The sequence below is a fragment of the Lentibacillus sp. JNUCC-1 genome (assembly GCF_009741735.1).
In the GTDB taxonomy this organism is placed as follows: Bacteria; Bacillota; Bacilli; order Bacillales; family Amphibacillaceae; genus Lentibacillus_B.
In genome coordinates, this window is sequence record NZ_WHOH01000001.1 from 1,814,478 (window position 1) to 1,836,788 (window position 22,311).

The 22,311-nt window shown below is 44.4% G+C and carries 21 protein-coding genes and 1 tRNA gene; 21 read left to right on the plus strand and 1 reads right to left on the minus strand.

What is annotated here, in order from left to right; genetic code table 11:
* The first annotated feature begins 36 nt into the window (after nucleotides 1–36).
* The 16 genes from spoVG (at nucleotide 37) to JNUCC1_RS08475 (ending at nucleotide 15,526) form a co-directional block, all read left to right on the plus strand.
* Nucleotides 37–333, plus strand: a complete 297-nt coding sequence (gene spoVG, locus JNUCC1_RS08400) for a septation regulator SpoVG (RefSeq protein WP_156644948.1) — start codon at nucleotides 37–39, stop codon at nucleotides 331–333.
* A gap of 157 nt (nucleotides 334–490) precedes the next feature.
* On the plus strand, nucleotides 491–1,870 hold the full coding sequence (gene glmU, locus JNUCC1_RS08405; RefSeq protein WP_156644950.1) for a bifunctional UDP-N-acetylglucosamine diphosphorylase/glucosamine-1-phosphate N-acetyltransferase GlmU: 1,380 nt from the start codon (nucleotides 491–493) through the stop codon (nucleotides 1,868–1,870).
* A 15-nt stretch (nucleotides 1,871–1,885) separates the two neighbouring features.
* Nucleotides 1,886–2,839, plus strand: a complete 954-nt coding sequence (locus JNUCC1_RS08410; protein ID WP_156644952.1) for a ribose-phosphate diphosphokinase — start codon at nucleotides 1,886–1,888, stop codon at nucleotides 2,837–2,839.
* 55 nt (nucleotides 2,840–2,894) lie between these two features.
* Nucleotides 2,895–3,530 carry a 50S ribosomal protein L25/general stress protein Ctc gene (locus JNUCC1_RS08415; RefSeq protein ID WP_156644954.1) on the plus strand — a complete coding sequence of 212 codons (636 nt, stop codon included), beginning with the start codon at nucleotides 2,895–2,897 and terminating at the stop codon, nucleotides 3,528–3,530.
* A 92-nt stretch (nucleotides 3,531–3,622) separates the two neighbouring features.
* Entirely contained in the window at nucleotides 3,623–4,183 is a 561-nt protein-coding gene (gene pth / locus JNUCC1_RS08420) for an aminoacyl-tRNA hydrolase (protein ID WP_156644956.1), read from the plus strand.
* Nucleotides 4,184–4,311: 128 nt separating this feature from the next.
* Nucleotides 4,312–4,545 (plus strand): anti-sigma-F factor Fin, encoded by a 234-nt coding sequence (locus JNUCC1_RS08425; RefSeq protein WP_156644958.1) that lies wholly within the window; start codon nucleotides 4,312–4,314, stop codon nucleotides 4,543–4,545.
* A gap of 86 nt (nucleotides 4,546–4,631) precedes the next feature.
* Complete coding sequence (gene mfd / locus JNUCC1_RS08430; protein WP_156644960.1) at nucleotides 4,632–8,162, plus strand: transcription-repair coupling factor; 3,531 nt, start codon at nucleotides 4,632–4,634, stop codon at nucleotides 8,160–8,162.
* Nucleotides 8,163–8,298: 136 nt separating this feature from the next.
* A complete protein-coding gene (spoVT, locus tag JNUCC1_RS08435) occupies nucleotides 8,299–8,832 on the plus strand; it encodes a stage V sporulation protein T (protein ID WP_156644962.1) in 534 nt (177 codons plus the stop codon).
* 152 nt (nucleotides 8,833–8,984) lie between these two features.
* Complete coding sequence (locus JNUCC1_RS08440) at nucleotides 8,985–10,553, plus strand: putative polysaccharide biosynthesis protein (protein ID WP_156644964.1); 1,569 nt, start codon at nucleotides 8,985–8,987, stop codon at nucleotides 10,551–10,553.
* Between the two features lie 5 nt (nucleotides 10,554–10,558).
* Nucleotides 10,559–12,013 carry a nucleoside triphosphate pyrophosphohydrolase gene (gene mazG, locus JNUCC1_RS08445; RefSeq protein WP_156644966.1) on the plus strand — a complete coding sequence of 485 codons (1,455 nt, stop codon included), beginning with the start codon at nucleotides 10,559–10,561 and terminating at the stop codon, nucleotides 12,011–12,013.
* A gap of 6 nt (nucleotides 12,014–12,019) precedes the next feature.
* Nucleotides 12,020–12,280, plus strand: a complete 261-nt coding sequence (locus JNUCC1_RS08450) for an RNA-binding S4 domain-containing protein (RefSeq protein ID WP_156644968.1) — start codon at nucleotides 12,020–12,022, stop codon at nucleotides 12,278–12,280.
* A 58-nt stretch (nucleotides 12,281–12,338) separates the two neighbouring features.
* Nucleotides 12,339–12,644, plus strand: coding sequence for a sporulation protein YabP (gene yabP, locus JNUCC1_RS08455; protein ID WP_156644970.1), 306 nt, complete (start codon nucleotides 12,339–12,341; stop codon nucleotides 12,642–12,644).
* On the plus strand, nucleotides 12,641–13,243 hold the full coding sequence (gene yabQ, locus JNUCC1_RS08460; protein ID WP_156644972.1) for a spore cortex biosynthesis protein YabQ: 603 nt from the start codon (nucleotides 12,641–12,643) through the stop codon (nucleotides 13,241–13,243). Before yabP ends, yabQ begins: the two co-directional genes overlap by 4 nt.
* Nucleotides 13,244–13,247: 4 nt before the next feature.
* Entirely contained in the window at nucleotides 13,248–13,625 is a 378-nt protein-coding gene (locus tag JNUCC1_RS08465; protein WP_156644974.1) for an FtsB family cell division protein, read from the plus strand.
* A gap of 103 nt (nucleotides 13,626–13,728) precedes the next feature.
* Nucleotides 13,729–14,112, plus strand: a complete 384-nt coding sequence (locus tag JNUCC1_RS08470) for a S1 domain-containing RNA-binding protein (RefSeq protein ID WP_156644976.1) — start codon at nucleotides 13,729–13,731, stop codon at nucleotides 14,110–14,112.
* A gap of 187 nt (nucleotides 14,113–14,299) precedes the next feature.
* Entirely contained in the window at nucleotides 14,300–15,526 is a 1,227-nt protein-coding gene (locus JNUCC1_RS08475) for an ISL3 family transposase (protein ID WP_156644978.1), read from the plus strand.
* Nucleotides 15,527–15,619: 93 nt separating this feature from the next.
* Here JNUCC1_RS08475 and JNUCC1_RS08480 read toward each other — a convergent pair.
* A tRNA-Met gene (locus tag JNUCC1_RS08480) sits at nucleotides 15,620–15,693 on the minus strand.
* A 379-nt stretch (nucleotides 15,694–16,072) separates the two neighbouring features.
* On the opposite strand from JNUCC1_RS08480, the gene spoIIE reads away from it, so the two are divergent.
* From spoIIE to hpt, 5 genes are all read left to right on the plus strand, one after another.
* On the plus strand, nucleotides 16,073–18,517 hold the full coding sequence (gene spoIIE, locus JNUCC1_RS08485; protein ID WP_156644980.1) for a stage II sporulation protein E: 2,445 nt from the start codon (nucleotides 16,073–16,075) through the stop codon (nucleotides 18,515–18,517).
* 81 nt (nucleotides 18,518–18,598) lie between these two features.
* Complete coding sequence (locus JNUCC1_RS08490) at nucleotides 18,599–19,330, plus strand: vWA domain-containing protein (protein WP_156644983.1); 732 nt, start codon at nucleotides 18,599–18,601, stop codon at nucleotides 19,328–19,330.
* Nucleotides 19,302–20,234 carry a serine/threonine protein kinase gene (locus tag JNUCC1_RS08495; protein WP_156644985.1) on the plus strand — a complete coding sequence of 311 codons (933 nt, stop codon included), beginning with the start codon at nucleotides 19,302–19,304 and terminating at the stop codon, nucleotides 20,232–20,234. The genes JNUCC1_RS08490 and JNUCC1_RS08495 overlap by 29 nt, the downstream gene beginning before the upstream one ends.
* 79 nt (nucleotides 20,235–20,313) lie before the next feature.
* The gene (gene tilS, locus JNUCC1_RS08500) at nucleotides 20,314–21,708 is read left to right on the plus strand and encodes a tRNA lysidine(34) synthetase TilS (RefSeq protein ID WP_156644987.1); all 1,395 of its coding nucleotides are present in this window, start codon (nucleotides 20,314–20,316) and stop codon (nucleotides 21,706–21,708) included.
* Nucleotides 21,709–21,719: 11 nt separating this feature from the next.
* The gene (hpt, locus tag JNUCC1_RS08505; protein ID WP_331713674.1) at nucleotides 21,720–22,268 is read left to right on the plus strand and encodes a hypoxanthine phosphoribosyltransferase; all 549 of its coding nucleotides are present in this window, start codon (nucleotides 21,720–21,722) and stop codon (nucleotides 22,266–22,268) included.
* Nucleotides 22,269–22,311: the final 43 nt, after the last annotated feature.

Below are 22,311 nucleotides of genomic sequence, written 5' to 3' on the forward strand. Positions count from 1 at the left end.
AATAGGTTCATATAAATTAAAGGGGTGGATCATCTTATGGAAGTTACTGACGTTAGACTGCGCCGCGTGAATACAGACGGAAGAATGCGTGCGATTGCTTCGATTACATTGGATGACGAGTTTGTTGTTCACGATATTCGAGTCATCGATGGTAATAATGGCCTATTTGTGGCTATGCCATCAAAGCGCACACCCGATGGAGAGTTCAGGGATATCGCACATCCAATTAATTCGGGAACTCGCGGAAAGATCCAGGATGCTGTTCTGGCTGAATACAATCGCGCAGGTGAAATGAAAGAAGAGGAAACTTACGAAGAAGCTGGCGTTTCATAATAGGTATAAAGAGAAGTCTTATCCAACCAGGATAAGACTTCTTTTTTGCATTTTACATTCAGCTTCAGGATCTGCTCCCGTTTTTGTTTCTTTATTGTTGAAATGGCGTGCTATTTAAGATATTATTTTAATGGACAAATTGAATGGAGGTTACTTCATGACACAACGCTACGCAGTGATACTTGCAGCAGGTCAGGGAACACGAATGAAGTCAAAACTCTATAAAGTGCTGCACCCTGTAATGGGAAAACCAATGGTTCAGCATGTCATTGATCAGTTAACACCAGCAAAACTTGACTCAATCATAACGGTTGTAGGGTTCGGGGCGGAATCTGTTTCAGAACAAATAGGCAATCAAAGTGCTTATGTGGTGCAAAAGGAACAGCTTGGAACAGCCCATGCTGTACAGCAGGCAGAAGACATATTAAAAGATAAACAGGGAACAACGCTCGTTGTGTGCGGGGATACCCCTCTTATTACACATGATACATATCAAGCTCTCATCGAGTTTCATGAGCGAAACGAAGCAAAAGCAACCGTGCTGACCACCAACGTATCTGAGCCAACAGGTTATGGACGGATTGTCAGAGATGCAGATGGGCATGTAGAACGAATTGTTGAGCATAAAGATGCAAGCAATGAAGAGCGGCTGCTGACAGAAATCAACACGGGCACCTATTGCTTTGATAACGCTGCATTATGGAAAGCAATCCAGGATGTATCCAATGACAACGCTCAAGGCGAGTATTATTTGCCGGATGTGGTGGAGATCTTAAAGGACAAGGGTGAGAAGATCGGTGCTTATATGACTCCGGACCCCGACGAAACGCTGGGTGTGAACGACCGTGCAGCTCTCGCTGAAGCGGAAAAAGTCATGAAAAAACGCCTTAACCATATGCATATGAAAAATGGTGTCGCCATTATTGACCCAGATCACACGTACATTGAACCGGATGTTGTGATTGAGGCAGACGCCGTCATCCAGCCAGGGACCATTATACGCGGCAAATCTGTAATTCATGCTGATGCCCAAATCGGTCCACATACGGAGATTATTGATTGTGAGATCGATGAGGGAGCGGTTGTGACACACAGCGTTGCTAAAAACAGCCGGATCGGCAAGCGGGTTCAAATTGGACCTTATGCACATATTCGTCCAGAGGCGGATATTGCCAATGATGCTAAAATCGGCAATTTTGTCGAGGTTAAAAAAGCAACGATCGGTGAAAAAAGCAAAGTATCTCATTTAAGTTATATCGGTGATGCTCATGTGGGAAGCCAGGTGAATATCGGATGTGGTACAATAACAGTGAACTATGATGGTAAGAACAAGTTTTTGACAACCATTGAAGACGATGCTTTCATAGGATGCAATTCCAATTTGATTGCACCTGTGACCATTGGCAAAGGATCGTATGTAGCAGCTGGTTCCACAATCAATAAACATGTTCCGGAAGACTCACTTGCGATTGCACGAGAGAAGCAGACGAACAAAGAAGGCTACGCAGCAAAGATTAAAAACAGACAAAAAGATTAATGGAGGGTAATTATCATGGCATCCAGCTACAAGGATTCATCGTTAAAAGTATTTACGTTGAATTCCAACCGCGAACTGGCAGAAGAAATTGCAAATCACATTGGTACCACTTTAGGCAAATGTACGGTGTCCACATTCAGCGACGGTGAAATCCAGATTAACATCGAAGAAAGTGTTCGCGGCAATGATGTATATGTTGTTCAGTCAACATGCCCGCCGGTAAACCAGCACATTATGGAACTGCTGATTATGATTGACGCACTTAAGCGCGCGTCTGCACGTTCCATTAACATTGTCATGCCTTATTACGGCTATGCAAGACAAGACCGTAAAGCGCGTTCAAGAGAGCCTATTGCAGCGAAACTCATGGCAGATCTTCTGCAAACAGCTGGCGCCGACCGTGTCATCATGCTTGATTTGCATGCACCACAGATTCAAGGCTTTTTCGATGTGCCAATCGATCATTTGCAAGGTGTACCGATTCTGGCCAGCCATTTTGAAAAGATGGACCTGGAAGAAGTCGTTGTCGTATCCCCCGATCACGGCGGTGTGACCCGGGCGCGGAAAATGGCCGACAGACTGGGAGCCCCTATCGGCATTATTGATAAAAGACGGCCTGCACCGAATGTGGCGGAAGTCATGAATATAGTCGGTAATATTGAAGGCCGAACAGCTATTTTGATTGATGATATTATTGACACAGCTGGCACGATTACCCTTGCCGCAAACGCATTAATAGAAAATGGCGCTAAAGAAGTGTATGCTTGTTGTACACACCCGGTTTTATCCGGTCCAGCTATTGAGCGGATTGAGAATTCCCAGATCAAAGAGCTGATTGTCACGAATTCGATCCCGCTTCCTGATGAGAAAAATATCGGTAAAATCACCCAACTTTCGGTTGCTTCACTAATTGGTGAGGCCATCATACGAGTCCATGAACTGAAATCTGTCAGCAAGCTGTTTGATTAACAAGAATTCAGGTTATGGTATACTACTAAAAACGATTACTACGGAGGTAAATAAGATGACAGTTACATTAAAAGCAAGTCAAAGACACGATCATACAAAATCTGAAACAAAACAAATCAGAGAGAAAGGCCACGTGCCATCAGTTCTTTATGGCAAAGATAAAGAAGCCAAATCCATCTCTGTTGATAGCATTGAGCTGATTAAAACAGTCCGTGACGAAGGACGTAACGCCATTATTTCACTCGATGTGGATAACGGTGAAACAGTAGACGTTATGCTGCATGAATATCAGATTGATCCTATTCGCGATCAGTTAATCCATGCAGACTTCTACATCGTTGACATGAAATCTGAAATGGACGTTGAAGTTTCTATCCGTCTTGAAGGCGAACCAGAGGGTGCGAAAGAAGGCGGTGTTCTGCAGCAGCCAATGTACGTATTGCAGGTCCGCGCAAAACCAAGAGATATTCCAGAAGAAATTGTTGTTGACGTTTCAGAGCTTGGAATCGGTGATGTGGTTTCGGTTGCAGATCTTCCGACATCTGACAAATACGAGATTCTTGACGAAGAAGACACAACGATAGCAACAATCCTTCCGCCAACCACTGAAGAGGAGCTTGAAACAACAGCCGGTGACGAAACAGCTGAACCGGAACTGGTTGACGCTGACGAAGACAAAGAAGAGGAATAATCATACAGCAAATCAGACAACCCTCCTGATATTTCACAGGAGGGGTTGTTGTGTTTGCCCCGGTGAAACTGAAGTTAAAGGACGCAGATAACATGAAATGTATTGTAGGGCTGGGTAATCCCGGCAGAAAGTATAAAAAAACGCGCCATAATATTGGGTTTATGGCTGTAGATGAACTTCTGAAGCGCTATGGCTGGAAGCTGAATCAGGGCAAATTTGAAGGTAAGTATACAGTTGAGCATGTTTCGGGACAAAAGATTCTGCTGGTGCAGCCGCAAACGTTTATGAACCTGTCCGGTAAATCTGTAGGCCCCCTGGCTGATTATTATGGGATCGAACCCAAAGATATTGTGGCCGTTTACGATGATCTTGACTTACCAGCAGGCAAAATTCGTCTGAGACAGCAAGGCGGCCATGGCGGGCATAACGGCATCCGCTCACTAATTGATCATCTTGGGACAAAGTCTTTTAACCGCATACGAATTGGGATCGGCCGTCCTGAGGATCGTACGCCAGTGGTTGATTATGTGCTCAATCCATTTGCCAAACATGAGAAAGAATCTGTTGAAGCAAGTATTCATAAAGCTGCAGATGCGATTGAGAGTTGGATGGAGAAGCCTTTTGTTGAGGTTATGAATGAATTTAACGGCTAAGTGATGCATATACCTGAAAAAAGGGTATGTAAGTGATAAGGTTATGCCAATGTATGTGATGGTGGTATAAATTGGTGTTGTTCGGACAAACTTTGAAAGACCCCGATTTTTTTCGAGGAGGTTTGTCTATGATGATCATATATTTATGCAACCATTGCGGACAGGAAATTGGCAGACTTGAGAACAGCACGGTTCCGGATGCATCAATGCTTGGCTGGGATGGATTGTCTCAAGAAGATAAGCAGCAAATGATTCAATACCAGGATAATGGGGATGTTCATGTTCACGCCATCTGTGAGAGTTGTGAGGAATCCCTGGGCCGCCATCCGGGCTACCATGAACTGGATCATTTTATACAATAACATATAAGCTTAAAATGCTTTGGCAGCTGCCCAAGGCGTTTTTGCTTTTATTTTTTGGGATGTTTGAATAACTCGGGGGTAAGAAGATGAAAGCAATTCGACAGTATTTACAGCAAAGTGAAGACATACAATCAATCATGTCAGGGATTGAAAACGGCATGATGGAACAGCTTGTAGCAGGTACTTCGGGATCGGGACGCAGTTTGACAGTCTCGATGATTCATGAAGCTGCCCATAAACCTGTTCTGCTTGTGACGCATCAACTTGCCCAGGCACAACAGCTTTATGACGATTTGTCAGAGCTCGCACCGGATACAGACATTTTTTTATACCCGGTCAACGAACTGATTGCCTCAGAGATCGCTGTTGCCAGCCCAGAATTGAAAAGCCAGCGCATTGACGCATTAACAGAGTGGACGACCAGGCAGTCGGGCATATTAATAGCCCCTGTTGCTGCTTTAAAACGGACTCTCCCTCCCAGTAAATATTGGGCACAATACCAATTGTCGTTTAGTGTGGGAGATGTTATCGATATTGACGCTTATTTAAAAGCGTTTATTCATATGGGTTATGAGCGGACAGACATGGTGGATACACCAGGTCAATTTAGCATGCGCGGAGGCATTATTGATATTTATCCTTTAACGGAAAGTGATCCGCTCAGGATTGAATTGTTTGATGATGAAGTGGACTCCCTTAGGACGTTTGATGCTGAAACCCAGCGCTCATTGGCTAAAAAAGACGTTTTAACAACCGGCCCAGCCACGGAATGGCTGTTGAGTGAAGAGGATATGATGCGGGCAGGGCAGCGGCTTGAAGCCTCCCTTGCCGAAACACTAGGGAAACTTTCGACGAACGATGAGAAGGAAACACTTGCAGGTGTGATCGAGTATGATATCGAGCAATTTAAAAGTTTGAACCCGTTTGAAGGCATGTACAAGTACGTTGACTTATTCTATGAAAAGCCAGCAAGTTTACTAGATTATTTACCCGATAATGGTTTGGTGATTCTTGACGAAATGAGCCGTATTCAAGAGACAGCCACATACTTGGATAAAGAAGAGGCCGAGTGGTACAGCTCCTTGCTTGAATCAAGTCAAATGGTACGTGATATGCGTTTTTCTTATGATTGGCAAACGATTTGGGACAACATGACCCCGCGTCAGCGCATTTATCTGAGTGTTTTTCTGCGTCATATTTCAAATACCCAGCCACAAAACATCATAAATATGTCCTCACGTCCCATGCAGGAATTTCACGGTCAAATGAACTTGCTCAAAAGCGAATTGCAGCGTTGGGAAAAAGGGGAGTACTCTGTCGTCATACTGGCACCGAATGACCATCGGGCTGATAAAATCCAGTCGATCCTCCATGATTACGATATGTCTGCAGCTGTGTCACATGAACTGGAACTGCCGTATCAAACAGAGCCGGTTATCACGATAGGCGCGATGCATGCTGGTGTTGAATTCCCTATGCATAAGCTGGTCATTATAACCGAAAATGAATTGTTCAAAAAGAAAACGCGTAAACCGCGTAAACGTCAAAAAATATCCAATGCAGAACGCATTAAAAGCTATCAGGAATTGAAGACGGGTGATTATGTCGTTCATGCCAACCACGGCATTGGGAAATATTTAGGGGTTGAAACACTCGAGGTTGCTGGCAAACACAAGGATTACATGCTGATTCGATACTCGGGTGACGATAAATTATATGTTCCGATTGACCAAATTGATCTGGTTCAGAAGTTTGTCGGCTCTGAAGGCAAAGAACCAAAACTGTATAAACTGGGCGGTTCTGAGTGGACTAAGGTGAAACGTAAGGTCCAGTCGTCTGTCGAGGATATTGCTGATGACCTGATTAAGCTATATGCAGAGCGGGAAGCAAGAAAAGGATACGCCTTTTCCAAAGATACAGCCCTTCAGGAAGAATTTGAAGCAGCATTTGCTTACCAGGAAACAGAGGATCAGATCAGATGTGTTGAGGAGATCAAAGCGGATATGGAACGCGAACGCCCCATGGACAGGCTTTTATGTGGGGATGTGGGTTATGGGAAAACAGAAGTGGCTATTCGAGCGGCCTTTAAAGCAATTGCAGATGGCAAACAAGTGGCCATTTTGGTGCCCACTACAATTCTTGCTCAGCAGCATTTTGAGACCATTCGTGAACGGTTCCAGGAACAGCCTGTGGAAATTGGCATTCTAAGCCGCTTTGGTACAAAGAAACAACATCAGGAAACGCTGCGCGGCCTGAAGACAGGGACAGTTGATCTGGTCATAGGCACCCACAGAATTCTGTCCAAAGATGTTCAGTATAAGGACCTTGGGCTTCTCATAGTGGATGAGGAACAGCGCTTTGGAGTTAAACATAAAGAAAAAATTAAACAGATGAAATCAAATGTCGATGTCTTAACATTAACTGCTACACCAATCCCGCGTACACTGCATATGTCTATGCTCGGGGTTCGGGATTTGTCGGTGATTGAAACCCCGCCTGAGAACCGTTTCCCGATTCAGACATATGTGACCGAGTACAATCCGATTGTTCTCAGGGAGGCGATTGAACGGGAAATGTCACGCGGGGGACAGGTTTTCTTCCTTTACAACCGTGTTGAACATATTGATAAGATGGCCAGGGATCTTTCGATGATTACAGAAGATGCCAGGATTGCGGTAGCACACGGACAGATGAATGAGACAGAACTCGAGAATGTCATGTTCGGCTTTTTGGAAGGGGAATACGATGTTCTTGTCAGCACGACTATTATTGAAACCGGTGTTGACATCCCGAATGTCAACACGCTTATCGTGTATGATGCCGACCGGATGGGTCTGAGTCAGCTTTATCAGTTAAGAGGGCGTGTCGGACGCTCTAATCGCGTTGCTTACGCGTATTTTACCTACCAAAAGGACAAGATTTTAACCGAAGTGGCTGAAAAACGCTTGCAGGCGATTAAAGAATTCACTGAACTGGGGTCAGGCTTTAAAATTGCCATGCGTGATTTATCCATTCGAGGGGCAGGGAATTTGCTCGGGTCCCAACAGCACGGCTTTATCGACTCGGTTGGTTTTGATATGTATTCTCAGATGCTTAAAGAAGCCATCGATGCTCGAAAAGCCGGAAAAGAATTGGACGAAATTGAGCTGTTTGAACCTGAATTGGCCCTTCAGCTGGATGCGTATATTCCTGATTCATATATTGACGATGAAAAACAGAAGATTGCGATGTACAAAAGGGTTCAGGCTGTGAGCAGTCAGGATGATATTGAGGCTCTTCAGGAAGAATTGATCGACCGGTTTGGAGATTATCCTGAAGAAGTTGCTCATTTGCTGACGGTTGCGGCAACTAAAATGCTGGCCAAGCGCGAACGGGTCGAGTCTGTTCGAGAAGTCAATAAAAAGATTGAATTGCTGATTGAAGCTAACCGGAGCCAGAGAATCGATGGTGCGAAATTATTTCAGCTGGCAAATGAATTTGGCAGGCATGTCCAGCTCGGTACAGAGGACAAACAACTGAAAGTGATCATCCGTTCTTCCAAAGATATTGACCACAATCGGTATGAAACGGTTCAAGCATTAATCGATCGTCTCAGCGAAGTAGACAGACTAGAATAGAATTCCGTTTTACAATGAATAGTTCTTTGGTGTTGCTTCATACTAAACCCATAAATGGTGTTTTTTACACACTTTATGAATGACTCACATGTCGATACATGCTGAATCAATCATTGAAGGAAAGAGAGGCTTTAATATGAAAGCAACTGGTATCGTAAGACGCATTGATGATCTGGGCCGGGTTGTTGTCCCGAAAGAAATTAGAAGAACATTGCGTATTCGCGAAGGTGATCCACTGGAGATTTTCGTTGATCGTGATGGCGAGGTCATTTTAAAAAAGTACTCACCGATTAATGAACTGGGTAATTTCGCTCAGGAATATGCCGAGGCATTGTTTGATTCATTAAATCATCCTGTGCTGATTTGTGATCGGGATGAGGTGATTGCTGTTGCAGGGGAATCAAAAAAGGATTATCTTAACAAACATATCGGGCCGGAGCTTGAGAAAGCATTGGAAAACCGTACGACCCTCTTGGAAACAGATACATCAGCAGTGGAATTACTGGAAGACAAAGAAGAAGATATTCAATCCTATTGCTTGAGTCCGATTATTGCCAATGGAGATCCGATCGGCAGCGTTATCCTTTTCTCAAGAGAAGAAACGATCGGGGAAGTGGAAGAAAAATCTGTCGCCACTGCAGCAAGCTTCCTTGCCAAGCAAATGGAATAATTCAACTTCAAAAACAGTATAGATACAAAACAAAACCGCAGCACTTCATAAGTGCGCGGTTTTGTTTCTTTCTGTTCCCCGCAATTCTCTGTGCTATAATAAAACCAGACAAGGTCGGAACATAACTTACCGGCAATGAAAGGCGTTTAATCATGAAAGCTGAACAATCTCAAGGCCTTATTAAAGGCGCACTGCTGCTGACAGTGGCTGGGTTTATTGGCAAGATGCTCAGTGCAGGCTACCGAATTCCCCTGCAAAACCTCACCGGTGACACCGGATTTTACATCTATCAGCAAGTGTATCCCATTCTTGGTGTGGCACTGATGCTCGCTCTTTACGGATTTCCTTCAGCTGTTTCAAGGCTTACTGCAGAAAACGATAGGGAACTTGGTTCCGGCAGTAGAGCATTTTACGGTCGCATCTGGCTGGCATTGGCTATTTTGAATGGTCTCTTTTTCATTATGTTATACGGAGGCGCACAGTTCCTTGCACATATGACCGGTGATCCAAGTCTTGCGAATGGGTACCGGGTGACCGCCTTTGTGTTTTTGCTGATCCCTTTTACATCGCTTCTTCGTGGGGTTATGCAAGCTCATGGGAATATGGTAGCTATCGCTGGTTCACAGGTGACAGAACAGTTTGCGAGAGCCCTGATCATTACATTCGGTGCTTTTCTCATCACCCAAACAAGCGCAAATCTTTATGATATTGTGGTCATCGGTGCGGCGGCTCAAATAACAGGCGCCGTCCTCGCTATCATCGTACTGGTCTTATTTTGGCGGAGAGATAGCGCTGTTTATCAAACAAAAGCCGTTGCTTCAAGCCTCTCAGGGTTTTACATATTTAAAGTGATTGCCGGGTTTGGTTTGCTGGCTGCACTTAACCATATGACATTGATTGTCATTCAGGCGGTGGATATGCTGACACTGGTACCGCACCTTGAAGATTATGGCCTTACGAAACAGAATGCGATGACAGCAAAAGGCATCATCGACCGGGGGCAGCCGCTCGTTCAGCTCGGTACTGTCCTGGGCTCTTCATTCGCCCTTGCGCTGGTTCCCACCATTACAAAGCAGGGCTTAAAACAAGAGGGTCCCATACGGCGTGCTTTGGCGTTTAGTTTTTATCTGGCAGGTGGCGCGACGATTGGTCTGGTACTGATTTTTCCGGAAACGAACACATTGCTGTATGAAAATGGCGAGGGGACTGGCGCGCTGCGAATACTGGGACTGGCTCTCCTGCTGAGTTCGATCTCAATAACAGGTGTATCGATTTTACAAAGTATCGGACTTATGAAATGGACCGGATTGTTAATTGTATCGGCAGGCATAATCAAGTGGATCGGGAACATGGCGTTTGTGCCGATGTGGGGCCTGAAAGGAAGCGCTGCTGCGACGGTCGTGGCACTCGGACTCCTGACTGCAGCGGTACTGGTGCTGCTTTACATCAAGCTTCCGGGGCTCTCTTATAAAGGTGTGATCAGATGGCGGGCTTTCAGTTTAGCAGGGTCCGGCATGGCCGGATTGCTTTTAGCTGTGAAGGTCCTGCTGCCATTCTCGCTCATCACCTCCCGTCTTGTTCTGACCCTTTACGTGACAGGGCTTGTGGGAGCGGGCGCAGTGGTTTATATCACCATCCTCATTAAGCTTAGAGCGCTTGACGATGATGACATCAGCATGCTTCCTTTTGCTTCAAAACTTATGAAACTCCGGAAAGGATGATTCGAATGACGCATCACATCGATATTATTGGCCTTGGAGGAGGAGATCTTGACCAGCTGCCTCTTGGCGTCTATAAACAGTTGAAAGCCGAAAACCGGCCAGTCTACGCACGAACCGGAGAGCATCCAGTCATTAAAACGTTGGAAGCTGAGGGTGTAACATTCCATACCTTTGATCACATTTACGAATCATATGATACATTTGAAGAAGTCTATGAAGCCATTGTGAACGAACTGCTACAGGCGGGTGAAAAAAGCCGTGTGATCTATGCCGTGCCCGGTCACCCCATGATGGCAGAAAAAACCGTCCAGCTGTTAAAAAGCCATCCTGACGCTGCTGTCACAATCAGTGGTGGGCAAAGCTTTCTTGATGATCTATTTACATCACTCGGCATTGACCCTATTGACGGCTTTCAGCTGCTTGACGCGACCGGTTTTAAACGAGAGGACATCAAACTCGGTCAAGGGATCATTTTTGCTCAAGTGTATGACCGAATGATTGCTTCCAATGTTAAACTGGCGCTTCTGGAAGAGTTGCCGGCCGACTATATCGTTACGGTCGTCGATGGTGCAGGAACATCCGAGGAAAAAGTGATATCCAAAACCCTCAGCGACCTGGATCATGAGAACATCTTTAATAACCTGACAACGGTTTATATCCCGCCGGTTCCAAATGCTCTGCTGAATCACACCTTTTCACGTCTCAAAAACGTCATTGCGGAATTGCGCGGACCGGACGGCTGTCCTTGGGATAGAGCTCAGACACACGAATCGTTGAGAGAACATGCCATTGAAGAAGTGTATGAACTGATTGAAGCTATTGATGAGCAGGATGATGAGGGCATTGTAGAAGAGCTTGGAGATGTGCTTCTTCAGGTTATGCTCCATAGTCAGATTGGTGCGGACAACGGATTTTTCACAGTTGATGACGTAATCAAAGGGTTGACCGATAAAATGATACATCGTCATCCCCATGTTTTCTCAGACGTACAGGCAGATACCGTCGAAGAAGTCTATCAAAACTGGGACCAAATTAAAGCAGAAGAAAAAAGCGCCACCCGTAAGTCGTTGCTCGATGGGATACCACAGGGACTTCCGGCACTGGTCCATGCTTATAAGCTCCAGAAAAAAGCCGCTAAAGTTGGATTTGACTGGGATGACGAAACTGAAATTTGGGATAAACTGACTGAGGAAATGGATGAGGTTAAAGAAGCCATTCAACATGAAAGCCCGACAGCTCTCGAGAAAGAATTAGGAGATATGTTGTTTGTTATGGTTAATTTGACGCGTCACATTGGCTTTAATCCTGAGTTGGCTTTAAATACTGCTAACACCAAATTCGCAACCCGCTTTCGCTATATTGAAAATAAAATCACTGAACAACATTTAAATCTCCAGGATGTTCCGCTCCGACAGATGGATCAGTACTGGGATGAAGCTAAGACAAAGGAAGGGGAGTAATGCATTATGCGTTTGGATAAATTTTTGAAAGTATCACGATTGATCAAGCGACGTACCTTGGCTAAAGATGTTGCAGAGCAGGGAAGGATCACAATAAATGGTCAAAAAGCCAAAGCATCTGCCAATGTAGCGGTCGGTGATCAGGTTACCATTCAATTTGGGCAGAAGCTCGTAACCATTGAAGTGACTGCTATGAAGGAACATGTGAAAAAAGACGAAGCAGAAATGTTGTATAAACTCATTAAAGAAGAAAGATTGGCTGAATAGAATAGTTCTACCCTTGTCCATCCGTGCATACACTGGTATGGACAAGGAGGGCTTAGCGATGAATTATTATAACAAGGAAACCACCGTTCCGCCACGTGCTGAAAAGGAACACCACTTAAAGATTATTAACAGAAAAAGCATTGAGATCACAGGGGTTAAAGAAGTCGACAGCTTTGATAATGAAGAGTTTCTTTTGGAGACGGTCATGGGTTATCTGATCGTGCGCGGACAAAACCTGCACTTGAAAAACCTTGATGTCGCTGAAGGTGTGGTCTCAATTAAAGGCCGGATCTACGAGTTGTCCTATGTGGACGAGCATTCACAGGAGAAAGCTAAAGGCTTCTTTAGCAAGCTCTTCAGATGACATTGAGTGTTCAGCTGATGACGATGATCGCCATGATTTCAGGAGGTTTTTATCTGGGCATGGCCCAGGATACACATCGGCGGTTGTCCATTCACTGGAAAAATCGCCTGCTTCTTTTATACGTCATGGAGATTTCTTTTTGGCTGGTGCAGTCACTTCTTTTGTTTTATGTTTTATTTCTGGTTAATAACGGGGAACTTGGGATATATGTATTTCTTGCCGGTTTGCTCGGTTACTCGGCCTACCGGGCACTGGCTGCCCCAACTTATAAACGAATCCTTGAAAAAGCAATCGCCATCATACGACAGATCCTTCATGGACTGCACCGGATTTTCCGAGTACTGTTTGTCCTCCCCCTAAAATGGCTGTTTCATGTGCTTGTGGTGACTGTCTTATTTATATTGAATCTATTATTTTCTATTTTCATTTATCTATTTAAAGTGATATACTGGCCTGTAAAATGGATGTTCAAACTGATTTATCGGTTGATGCCAGAGTGCGTTCAGAGATTCATCCACAAATTGGCAGGGTTTTATAGTACAATAGAGAATATCATCAAAAAACGAGCTGCCTATTTCATCAATAAATGGAGGTCATAATCAGATGTCTGCAAAAAGAACAGTCACTAAGTTAGAATCCAGTTATATGAAGCAATATGACGCACATGTTGAACGTCAAAACAGAAAAAGACAACGACTGATCAGACGGCTTGTTCTTTTTGCAGTGATTATGCTGCTGATCGTAGGCGGCATGACAGCCTATCATGTGAAACAGAGGAGTATCCAGTCAGCGAAACAGGCCGAGTACGAACAAATGACTGAGAAACTGGAAAAATTAAAGTCAGCTGAAGTTGATTTGAGGGAAGAAATCAAGCTGTTAAACGATGACGAATATGTGCTTGAAATCGCTAGAACAAATTATTTCTTCTCAAAAAAAGGTGAATTAATTTTTAAACTGCCGAATGAAGAGCCCTCTTATTGACACACTTTTATAAAATTGACTATACTATATAGAGGATGTATCAATTTGACACCTTTTTACGCGATGTCAAATTCTCAAAAATCTAAGGAGGAGCATTTTCTTTATGTCGATCGAAGTAGGCAGCAAACTGCAGGGTAAGGTGACCGGAATCACACATTTCGGTGCATTCGTGGAGTTGGAGAAGGGTACGACGGGGCTTGTGCATATCAGTGAGGTCGCCGACACCTATGTCAAGGACATCAAAGACCATCTTTCAGTGGGAGATGAAGTGACGGTTAAAGTGCTCAATGTGGAAGATGACGGCAAAATCGGGCTATCCATTAAAAAAGCAAAAGATCGGCCGCCGCGCCAGAAAAAGCCACGGGAGCGCACGGAATCATTTGAATCGAAAATGAATCAGTTTCTCAAAGACTCAGAAGACCGTTTGGCCTCTTTAAAGAAGCACACGGAATCCAAACGCGGAGGTCGAGGTGCTAAAAGAGGATAGCAGTTGCTGTCTATTTAAATATGCTCATTTATATAAAAAAGCAGGGACCACATATGTGGTCCCTGCTTTTTTCGGCTCTACAATATATGTTGGGGTTTTAAAAAATTCCAAATGAAAAAACACGCAAACTCCTATTTTTGTTACACTTTGTTTAGACCAAACAAACCAAAAAAGGAGCTGCGTGCAATTGAATAATAACATACACCTACCAGGATTTGAAGCGTTTGTGATTACTAACTCCCTTCAATTTGAAGATTGCGTTCATATCCATGTGGAGCTTAAAATCCAGCCCCATCGCTGTCCTGTGTGCCACAGGTGGACAAATAAAGTTCATGACTATCGTAAGCAAAAAGTTAAGCATACCAAGATGTTTACAAGACACACTTACATTTTTTATCGTAAGCGTCGGTATAAATGCGAACACTCTGATTGCCCTAAAAAGGGCTTCCCTGAAGATAACCCTCTCGTTGAGCGTTATCAACGACAATCAGTTGAGTTTAAACAAGCAATGGGTCTTGAGGTGATTCATGGAAAGAATTTTGCGGATGTCGCTGCACGAATGGGGACGTCTCCTACAACCGTGATGAGACGTTTTGACGCCATTGGATCCAGCATGCTTGACGAAACAAAGGAACTACCTTCCACTATTGCGATTGATGAGTATAAAGGAGATGCTGGTGGAGAAAAGTATCAAACCATTATTGCAGATCCAGTCGACAGAAGAACACTTGATATTTTACCCGACCGTAAAAAGGATACGCTCAAGGCTTATTTACACCACCATGGACAGAAGGTTAATAAAGTCGTAATGGATATGAGTCAATCGTTTAAAGCAGCTGTAGACCAGGCGTTAGGCGGGCCTATTGTAATAGCTGATAGGTTTCATTTTTGCCGCTATATCCATTGGGCACTGGAACGGGTAAGAATAAAGGTTCAAAAGGAATTTATAGATTATGACAGGAAAAAGTGTAAACGTATGAAACATGCCTTCCACAAAAAGCCGGAGGATTTAACTTCTAAACAACGTTGGTATTTGGATTATTACTTAAGTCAATCAGATTACTTAAGAGAAGCATACCAGTTAAAAGAAGCTTATCGGCATTGGTTTGAGGAAGCGAAAGCTTTAGGGGCTGATCACCTAAAGGTGATCAAAGACCGCTTATATGAATTTTATGATCTGGTCAGGTCTTCCGGAGTTGTGGAGTTCCAAAAAGCAATTGAAACCCTGCAAAACTGGCAAAAGGAAATCATAAATAGTTTTGCCTTTGATCTTAACAACGGCTATATTGAAGGTCTAAACAATCAGACGAAAGTTATTAAGCGTAACGCTTTTGGGTTTCAACGTTTCGATCGCTTCCGTATGAGAATTTTATTACATCATCAATACAAGCGTATTAATACTCGAGTGGCATAAATAGGAGTGGGCATTTAAGTGCCCACCCCAACATTTGACTTAGAACCCTTTTTTCATCTGACCGGACAACCGGTCGCTACTGCTTTTTCGTAATAGCGGCGGAGGGGATCGAACCCACGACCTTACGGGTATGAACCGTACGCTCTCGCCAGCTGAGCTACGCCGCCAAATAGTCAACAAAAAATATCATACAACACTCATGGAGTTGTGTCAACAGAAAAAATAGTTTTTGAACAGTTTCCTTCATCTGTTCACGCTATGTAAAAAAATGCCGTTCTCTCTATCAAAGGCAACAAATTTCTACATATACCTTTGTTAATCACACCGCAAGCATGTTCGCTTTCAGTTTCACCAGTGTGGGATATGGATCTCTCCTTTTCAAGTCAATCGGTTGCTGCCAGCCGTTTATGACCCGGGGGACAGCTTTCGCCCGGAACGTTGATAAGCCCGAAACACGTCGAACGATTTTCAGAGCCTGTCCACTCATTTTGACAAAAAAAAGAACCTGACTATGATTTAATAACGGTCATAGGAGGCGTGATTCGTATGATTGAAACGGTAGCAGTAGCAGGTGTCGACCAGAAACGTGAGAAAGTTAAGAAGGCATTCCATCAACGCATTACAAACCAGCTGAAGCATGTACTGCTTGTAAAAGGCTGGGTATATGTGATCGTCGGGTTTTTGCTGGGACGAGCGGTCATTCTTTCGGAAGTTTCTCCGTTTGCAGTCGCTTTTCTTGCAACGGTTTTCTCGATCCATAAACATTATGCACCCCGGGTGATGCTGGCATTGATCGCTGGGGCGCTGACGTACAGCGTGGTGCACGGTTTATTTGTGACGCTTGCGTTAATTGTATTTGTTTTTCTTGCCGGTGTATTCAAACAGTCGAGTAAAAAATCCATTCTTATTCCTGTGTTTATTTTTCTATCCACGGTTTCAGCACGGCTGTTTCTCTATTCGATGACAGGGGTGATCTCATCCCATCAATGGATGTTGATGGTCGTGGAAGGTGTACTTGGAGCAGTGCTCATACTTATCTTTATGCAAAGTATTCCACTCTTATCACCAAAAAAGTACCGACCAATTCTTAAAAACGAAGAAATTGTATCAATGATTATTCTTGTAGCCTCTGTTCTGACCGGAACGATTGGTTGGGAATTGTATGATGCGTCCTTTGAACAGGTTTTCTCCAGATATGTTGTGTTAATCCTAGCATTTGTTGGAGGGGCAGCGATTGGATCCACGGTCGGTGTTGTAGCAGGATTAATCTTATCGCTTGCCAATGTGGCAGATCTGTATCAAATGAGCCTGCTTGCTTTTTCCGGACTGCTTGGAGGTCTTCTTAAAGAAGGGAAAAAAATTGGTGTCAGCGCCGGTCTTGTTGTCGGAACTTTCCTTGTTGGTATTTACGGGGAAACGTCCGTTCTTCTGCCGTCAATGATTGAATCATTTGCAGCTGTGTTTCTGTTCTTGCTGACCCCGGCAAGCATGTTCAAGCAGATCTCGCGCTACATACCCGGCACTGATGAGTATACAAATGAACAAGAACAGTATTTACAAAAAGTACGAAATGTGACGGCTAAACGTGTTGAGCAATTTTCTGATGTGTTCGAAGCGTTGTCGAAGAGCTTTTCAGGCTATAAAGATCATGTCATGGAAGAAGAGGATGACAGACGTGAAACAGACTATTTCCTGAGTCAAGTGACCGAAAGCACATGCCAGCTTTGTTTTATGAAAGATCGCTGCTGGCAGAACCAGTTTGATAAGACCTATACACTGATGGAAAATCTTAAAGAAGAACTTACAGAACACCAAGCCCCTTCCAGCACACTGAACAGACAGTTTGAGAACCATTGTGTAAAGTCTAAGAAAGTTATTGATACCATGAGAGAAGAATTATCGTTCTTTGAAGCCAATCGAAAGTTGAAGAAGCAAGTGTTTGAAAGTAAGCGGTTTGTCGCTGATCAGCTTCAAGGTGTTTCTGAGGTGATGGACGACTTTTCCCGGGAAATATTAAAGGAACATCAGCAGCATGAAAGACAGGAAACGGAAATTCTCCAGGCGCTTGAGGCGATTGGTATAGAACTGGAGAAGCTGGATATATTCCGGCTGGAAAAGGGCAATATCGATATTGAGATGGTTTTATCTTTTTATGAGTACCACGGAGAAGGGCCAAAAGTAATTGCTCCCATGCTTTCAGAAATCCTGGATGAAATTGTGGTCGTTAAGCAAGAAGAGATCTCACCTTTTCCAAACGGGTATTGCTATCTGTCATTTGGTTCGGCCAAGGAATATGAAGTTCATACCGGTATTGCCAACGCTGCCATGGGAGGCGGAGTCATTTCTGGTGACAGTTATACGACGATGGAGCTCGGGGAAGGGAAATACGCCATCGCGATTAGTGATGGTATGGGCAATGGCAGCCGTGCGAGGGAAGAGAGTGGAGAAACACTCAGGCTGTTGCGGCAAATTCTGCACACGGGCATTCCGGAGCACGTTGCGATTAAATCCATCAACTCTATCCTGGCTCTGAGAACAACAGATGAAATGTATGCCACCTTGGACCTTGCCGTGGTCAATCTGCATAATGCCTACGTGAGATTTTTAAAAATCGGCTCAATGCCCAGCTTCATTAAGCGCGGGCAAGAGGTGTTTAAAATCGAAGCAAGTAACCTTCCGATGGGCATCATTGAAGAGTTTGATGTGGATATTGTTCATGAACAACTGCAATCTGGAGATCTGCTGATTATGATGAGTGATGGTATATTTGATGGGCCCAAACATGTTCAAAATACGGATATATGGCTAAAGCGCAAAGTCCGTGAAATGCAGACAAATGATCCGCAAACCATAGCTGATCTGCTGTTGGAAGAAGTCGTCAGAACGCGGGGAGGGGAAATTGCGGACGATATGACTGTCTTGGTCACAAAAGTGGTGAAACACACACCTGAATGGTCATCTATACCAATCTATCAGCAAAAAGCCCGCTAAAGAGGCCGACACCTCCAACTGCATGTATATGAGCATCATTTTTCGGTGATGATGGTAGTGGAATAATTGGAGGTGCAGAATATGCAGAGAGGAACATTGAAGCAAATACTATTGATTACGGATGGGTGTTCGAACAAAGGTGAAGATCCGGCTGCAGCGGCTGCATTGGCTAGCCAGCAAGGAATCACTGTTAACGTAATTGGCATTTTGGAAGATGGTCAAAGTGAACAGCCCCATGGTCTTCAGGAAGTTGAAGACATCGCGGCATCAGGCGGCGGGGTCAGTCAACTTGTCTATAAAGAAATGCTGGCTCAGACTGTCCAAATGGTGACCCAGCAGGCGATGACCCAAACACTTCAAGGGTTTGTGAACCAGGAGCTGAAACAAATCCTTGGCCCGGGCAAAGGTATGGAAGAATTAGAGCCCGATAAGCGCGGAGAAATTATGGAAGTGGTTGAAGAGATGGGTGAAACGAGTGACTTAGAAGTCCTGGTCCTTGTGGATACCAGTGCCAGTATGTATGACAAGCTGGAAATGGTCAAAGAAGCATTAATCGATTTATCAATCAGTCTCAATGCCCGAATAGGACGCAATCGTTTCAGTATCTTCAGTTTTCCGGGTAAACGCAAGCCAATTGACAAAGTGTTTAATTGGTCTCCGAAGCTTGATGCGGTGTCAACAGTATTTCCAAAGCTGACGAGTGGCGGTATCACGCCAACAGGTCCGGCTATTAAGGAGGCTATGCATCAGTTTGGCAAAAAACGGTTGTTGAGGAGCATGCGGCATGAATCCGACATCGACGAAGCCAGATAATCATATCCGTCCGGGAGCTACCATCACCGGGAAATGGCATCAGCATACATATGTGATTGATAGACAACTTGGATCCGGTGCCATTGGAACGGTTTATTTAACGAGGCGAGCAGGCAAGCAAGCCGCACTTAAAATAAGTGAACAAAGTGCATCTCTCACGGTGGAAGTCAACGTGCTGAAATCTTTTGCAAAGGTCCAGGGCAAACGTCTTGGGCCTTCTTTGCTTGATGTAGACGATTGGGTGGCGCCGAATGGTCAGCGTTATACATTCTATGTGATGGAGTATATCAATGGGTACCCATTGCATACATTCGTCCGGTCCAGAGGTCACGAATGGATTGGCGTTTTTCTGATGCAGCTCTTGGACGACCTCGGGCATTTACATCAATCGGGCTGGGTATTTGGTGATTTGAAGACAGATAATTTACTCGTCACTCAGACGCCCATTCGTCTCAGGTGGGTGGATGTCGGGGGCACCACACAGATCGGACGTGCGGTAAAAGAATATACGGAGTTCTTTGATCGTGGATACTGGCAAATGGGGTCCCGGAAAGCGGATCCCGGTTATGATTTGTTTGCAGTCGCCATGGTTGCATTGCATCTTGGCTACCCACGGCGGTTTGAAAAAGGTGCAAATCCAAAAGCGACACTCATGAACAAATTGCAAAAAGCACGCCCGCTGGCTATGTATCGTCCAGTGTTAATGAAGGCTCTAAACGGGACCTATCAATCAAGCCACGCCATGAAGCGGGATATATCTCAATTGCTCTACCGAAAACAAAGAGAAAACTTCCGTTTGGGACCAGGGTCCGGCATTCCTTCCAGACGAGCGTTGTATCAGGACTCTGGGGCAATTGCAGTTATTGCCCTTTTGTATTACGTAACATCACTTCTTTTTCCCTAATCAAACTTTCATCATTCAGAAATACATTTGGCTGTGTTAAAATAGTAAGGACGGAATATACTAATGGGGCGAACATAAAATGAAAGAAATTGTGAAGGCATTTATCAGACGTCATCAGATGATCGAGTCAGGCTCCACTGTGCTTGTCGCAGTGTCAGGCGGTCCGGATTCGATGGCCCTTTTGCATTTATTAAAAACCATGCAGGAAGAATATGATCTGACCCTCAAGGCTATCTCTGTGGACCATCAGCTGCGTGGTCAGGACTCGATGGATGACTATGCTTATGTGAAACATATCTGTGACGAGTGGGGTATTAACTTTATTGGAACCTCTGTTGATGTTTCATCGTATAAATCAAAGTATGGTACCGGAACACAAGTGGCAGCACGCCATTTGCGCTATCGGTTTTTTAAGGAGCAGATGTTGTTGACACACGCCGACCATCTTGCTCTTGGGCATCATGGGGATGATCAGGCCGAGACAATGCTCATGAATCTTACCCGTGCAAGCAGTTCTCGTGCACTTTCCGGTATACCGGCTGTGCGGCCATTTGCGGGCGGAACCATTATCAGACCGCTGCTTACAGTTTCCAAAGAAGATATTGAAGCATATTGCCGAGCAGCGCATATCGAGCCGCGGCGTGATGCTTCTAATGAAGAAACGGATTATACACGCAACGATTTCCGCAAACGTGTAATCCCTGTGCTTAAAGAGAAAAACCCTCTCCTCCATATCGGTGTCCAGCATTTAAGTGAAGCACTCCAGGCAGATGAGGCGCATTTATATACTGAGGCCGAAAACGCAGCTGAAGAAATGGTGTCATTTTCCGAAATGGGAGACAAAGCTGTCTTTAAAATTGATCGTTTTAAATTGTACCCGATTGCTTTACAAAGACGGGTATATCATCTAATATTGAAATATCTGTATAATGAAGTGCCCGATCATTTATCTTATAGGCATGAATCTATCTTTTTTGCGCTGCTAAACAGCTCTAAAAGTAATCGTACTCTTGATTTTCCGAACCAATTGATGATCAGTAAATCGTACGGAGAAATGTCTTTTTACTTTAGACGTCATGAGGAAGTGCGTGAATATGAGCAACAGCTTGATATTCCAGGGGATACAGTATGGGCTGACGGTTCAAGATTCACTGCTGTTGTGACAGATACCCCGGCAGAAGCGACACCTTGCCGTTTTGTCAGTCCTACCGCGCAACTTACTTTGCCGCTACATATCAGAACGCGCCGCCCCGGAGACAAAATGTCCTGGAGAGGGTTAAGCGGCCGCAAGAAAATCAAAGACATATTTATTGATATGAAAATTCCGCTCCACAAGCGAGATGCCTGGCCCGTCATCGTTGATGGAGGCGGACGGATTCTCTGGCTGACGGGATTGAAGAAAGACGAGGAGGGCCAGAACCGCGATGCAGAAGGCCCGTATATTCAGATTGATTATTTTGAAGGAGACTCATAGGAGGCGTTTGCGTGCATAACGACATAAAACACACACTTATTTCAGAAGAGGAAATCAGAAAAAAATGCGAGGAAATCGGTCAACAGCTTTCCCAAGAGTATGACGGCAGGTTTCCCCTGGCAATTGGTGTGTTGAAAGGGGCCATGCCCTTCATGGCGGATGTTTTAAGACATATGAACATCCACTTGGAAATGGATTTTATGGATGTGTCAAGCTACGGGAGTGGAATGCGCTCTTCCGGAGAGGTTAAAATTGTCAAAGACCTTGATACAAAAGTGGAAGGAAGAGATTTACTGATCATTGAGGATATTATTGACAGTGGGTTAACACTAAGTTATCTCGTTGATTTGTTTAAGTACCGGAAGGCCAATTCAATTAAGATTGTGACGCTTCTCGATAAACCATCAGGACGGACTGCTGATATTAAAGCAGATGTCATCGGCTTTGAAGTCCCTAATGAGTTTGTTGTCGGGTATGGACTGGACTATGACGAGAAATACCGGAATCTCCCGTATATCGGCGTTCTTAAACCTGAGATTTATGGTGGAACGGAAGCGTGATCGAGCCTGTTTTTGTTCCGTGTCAAGGCAAACACAGCAATGC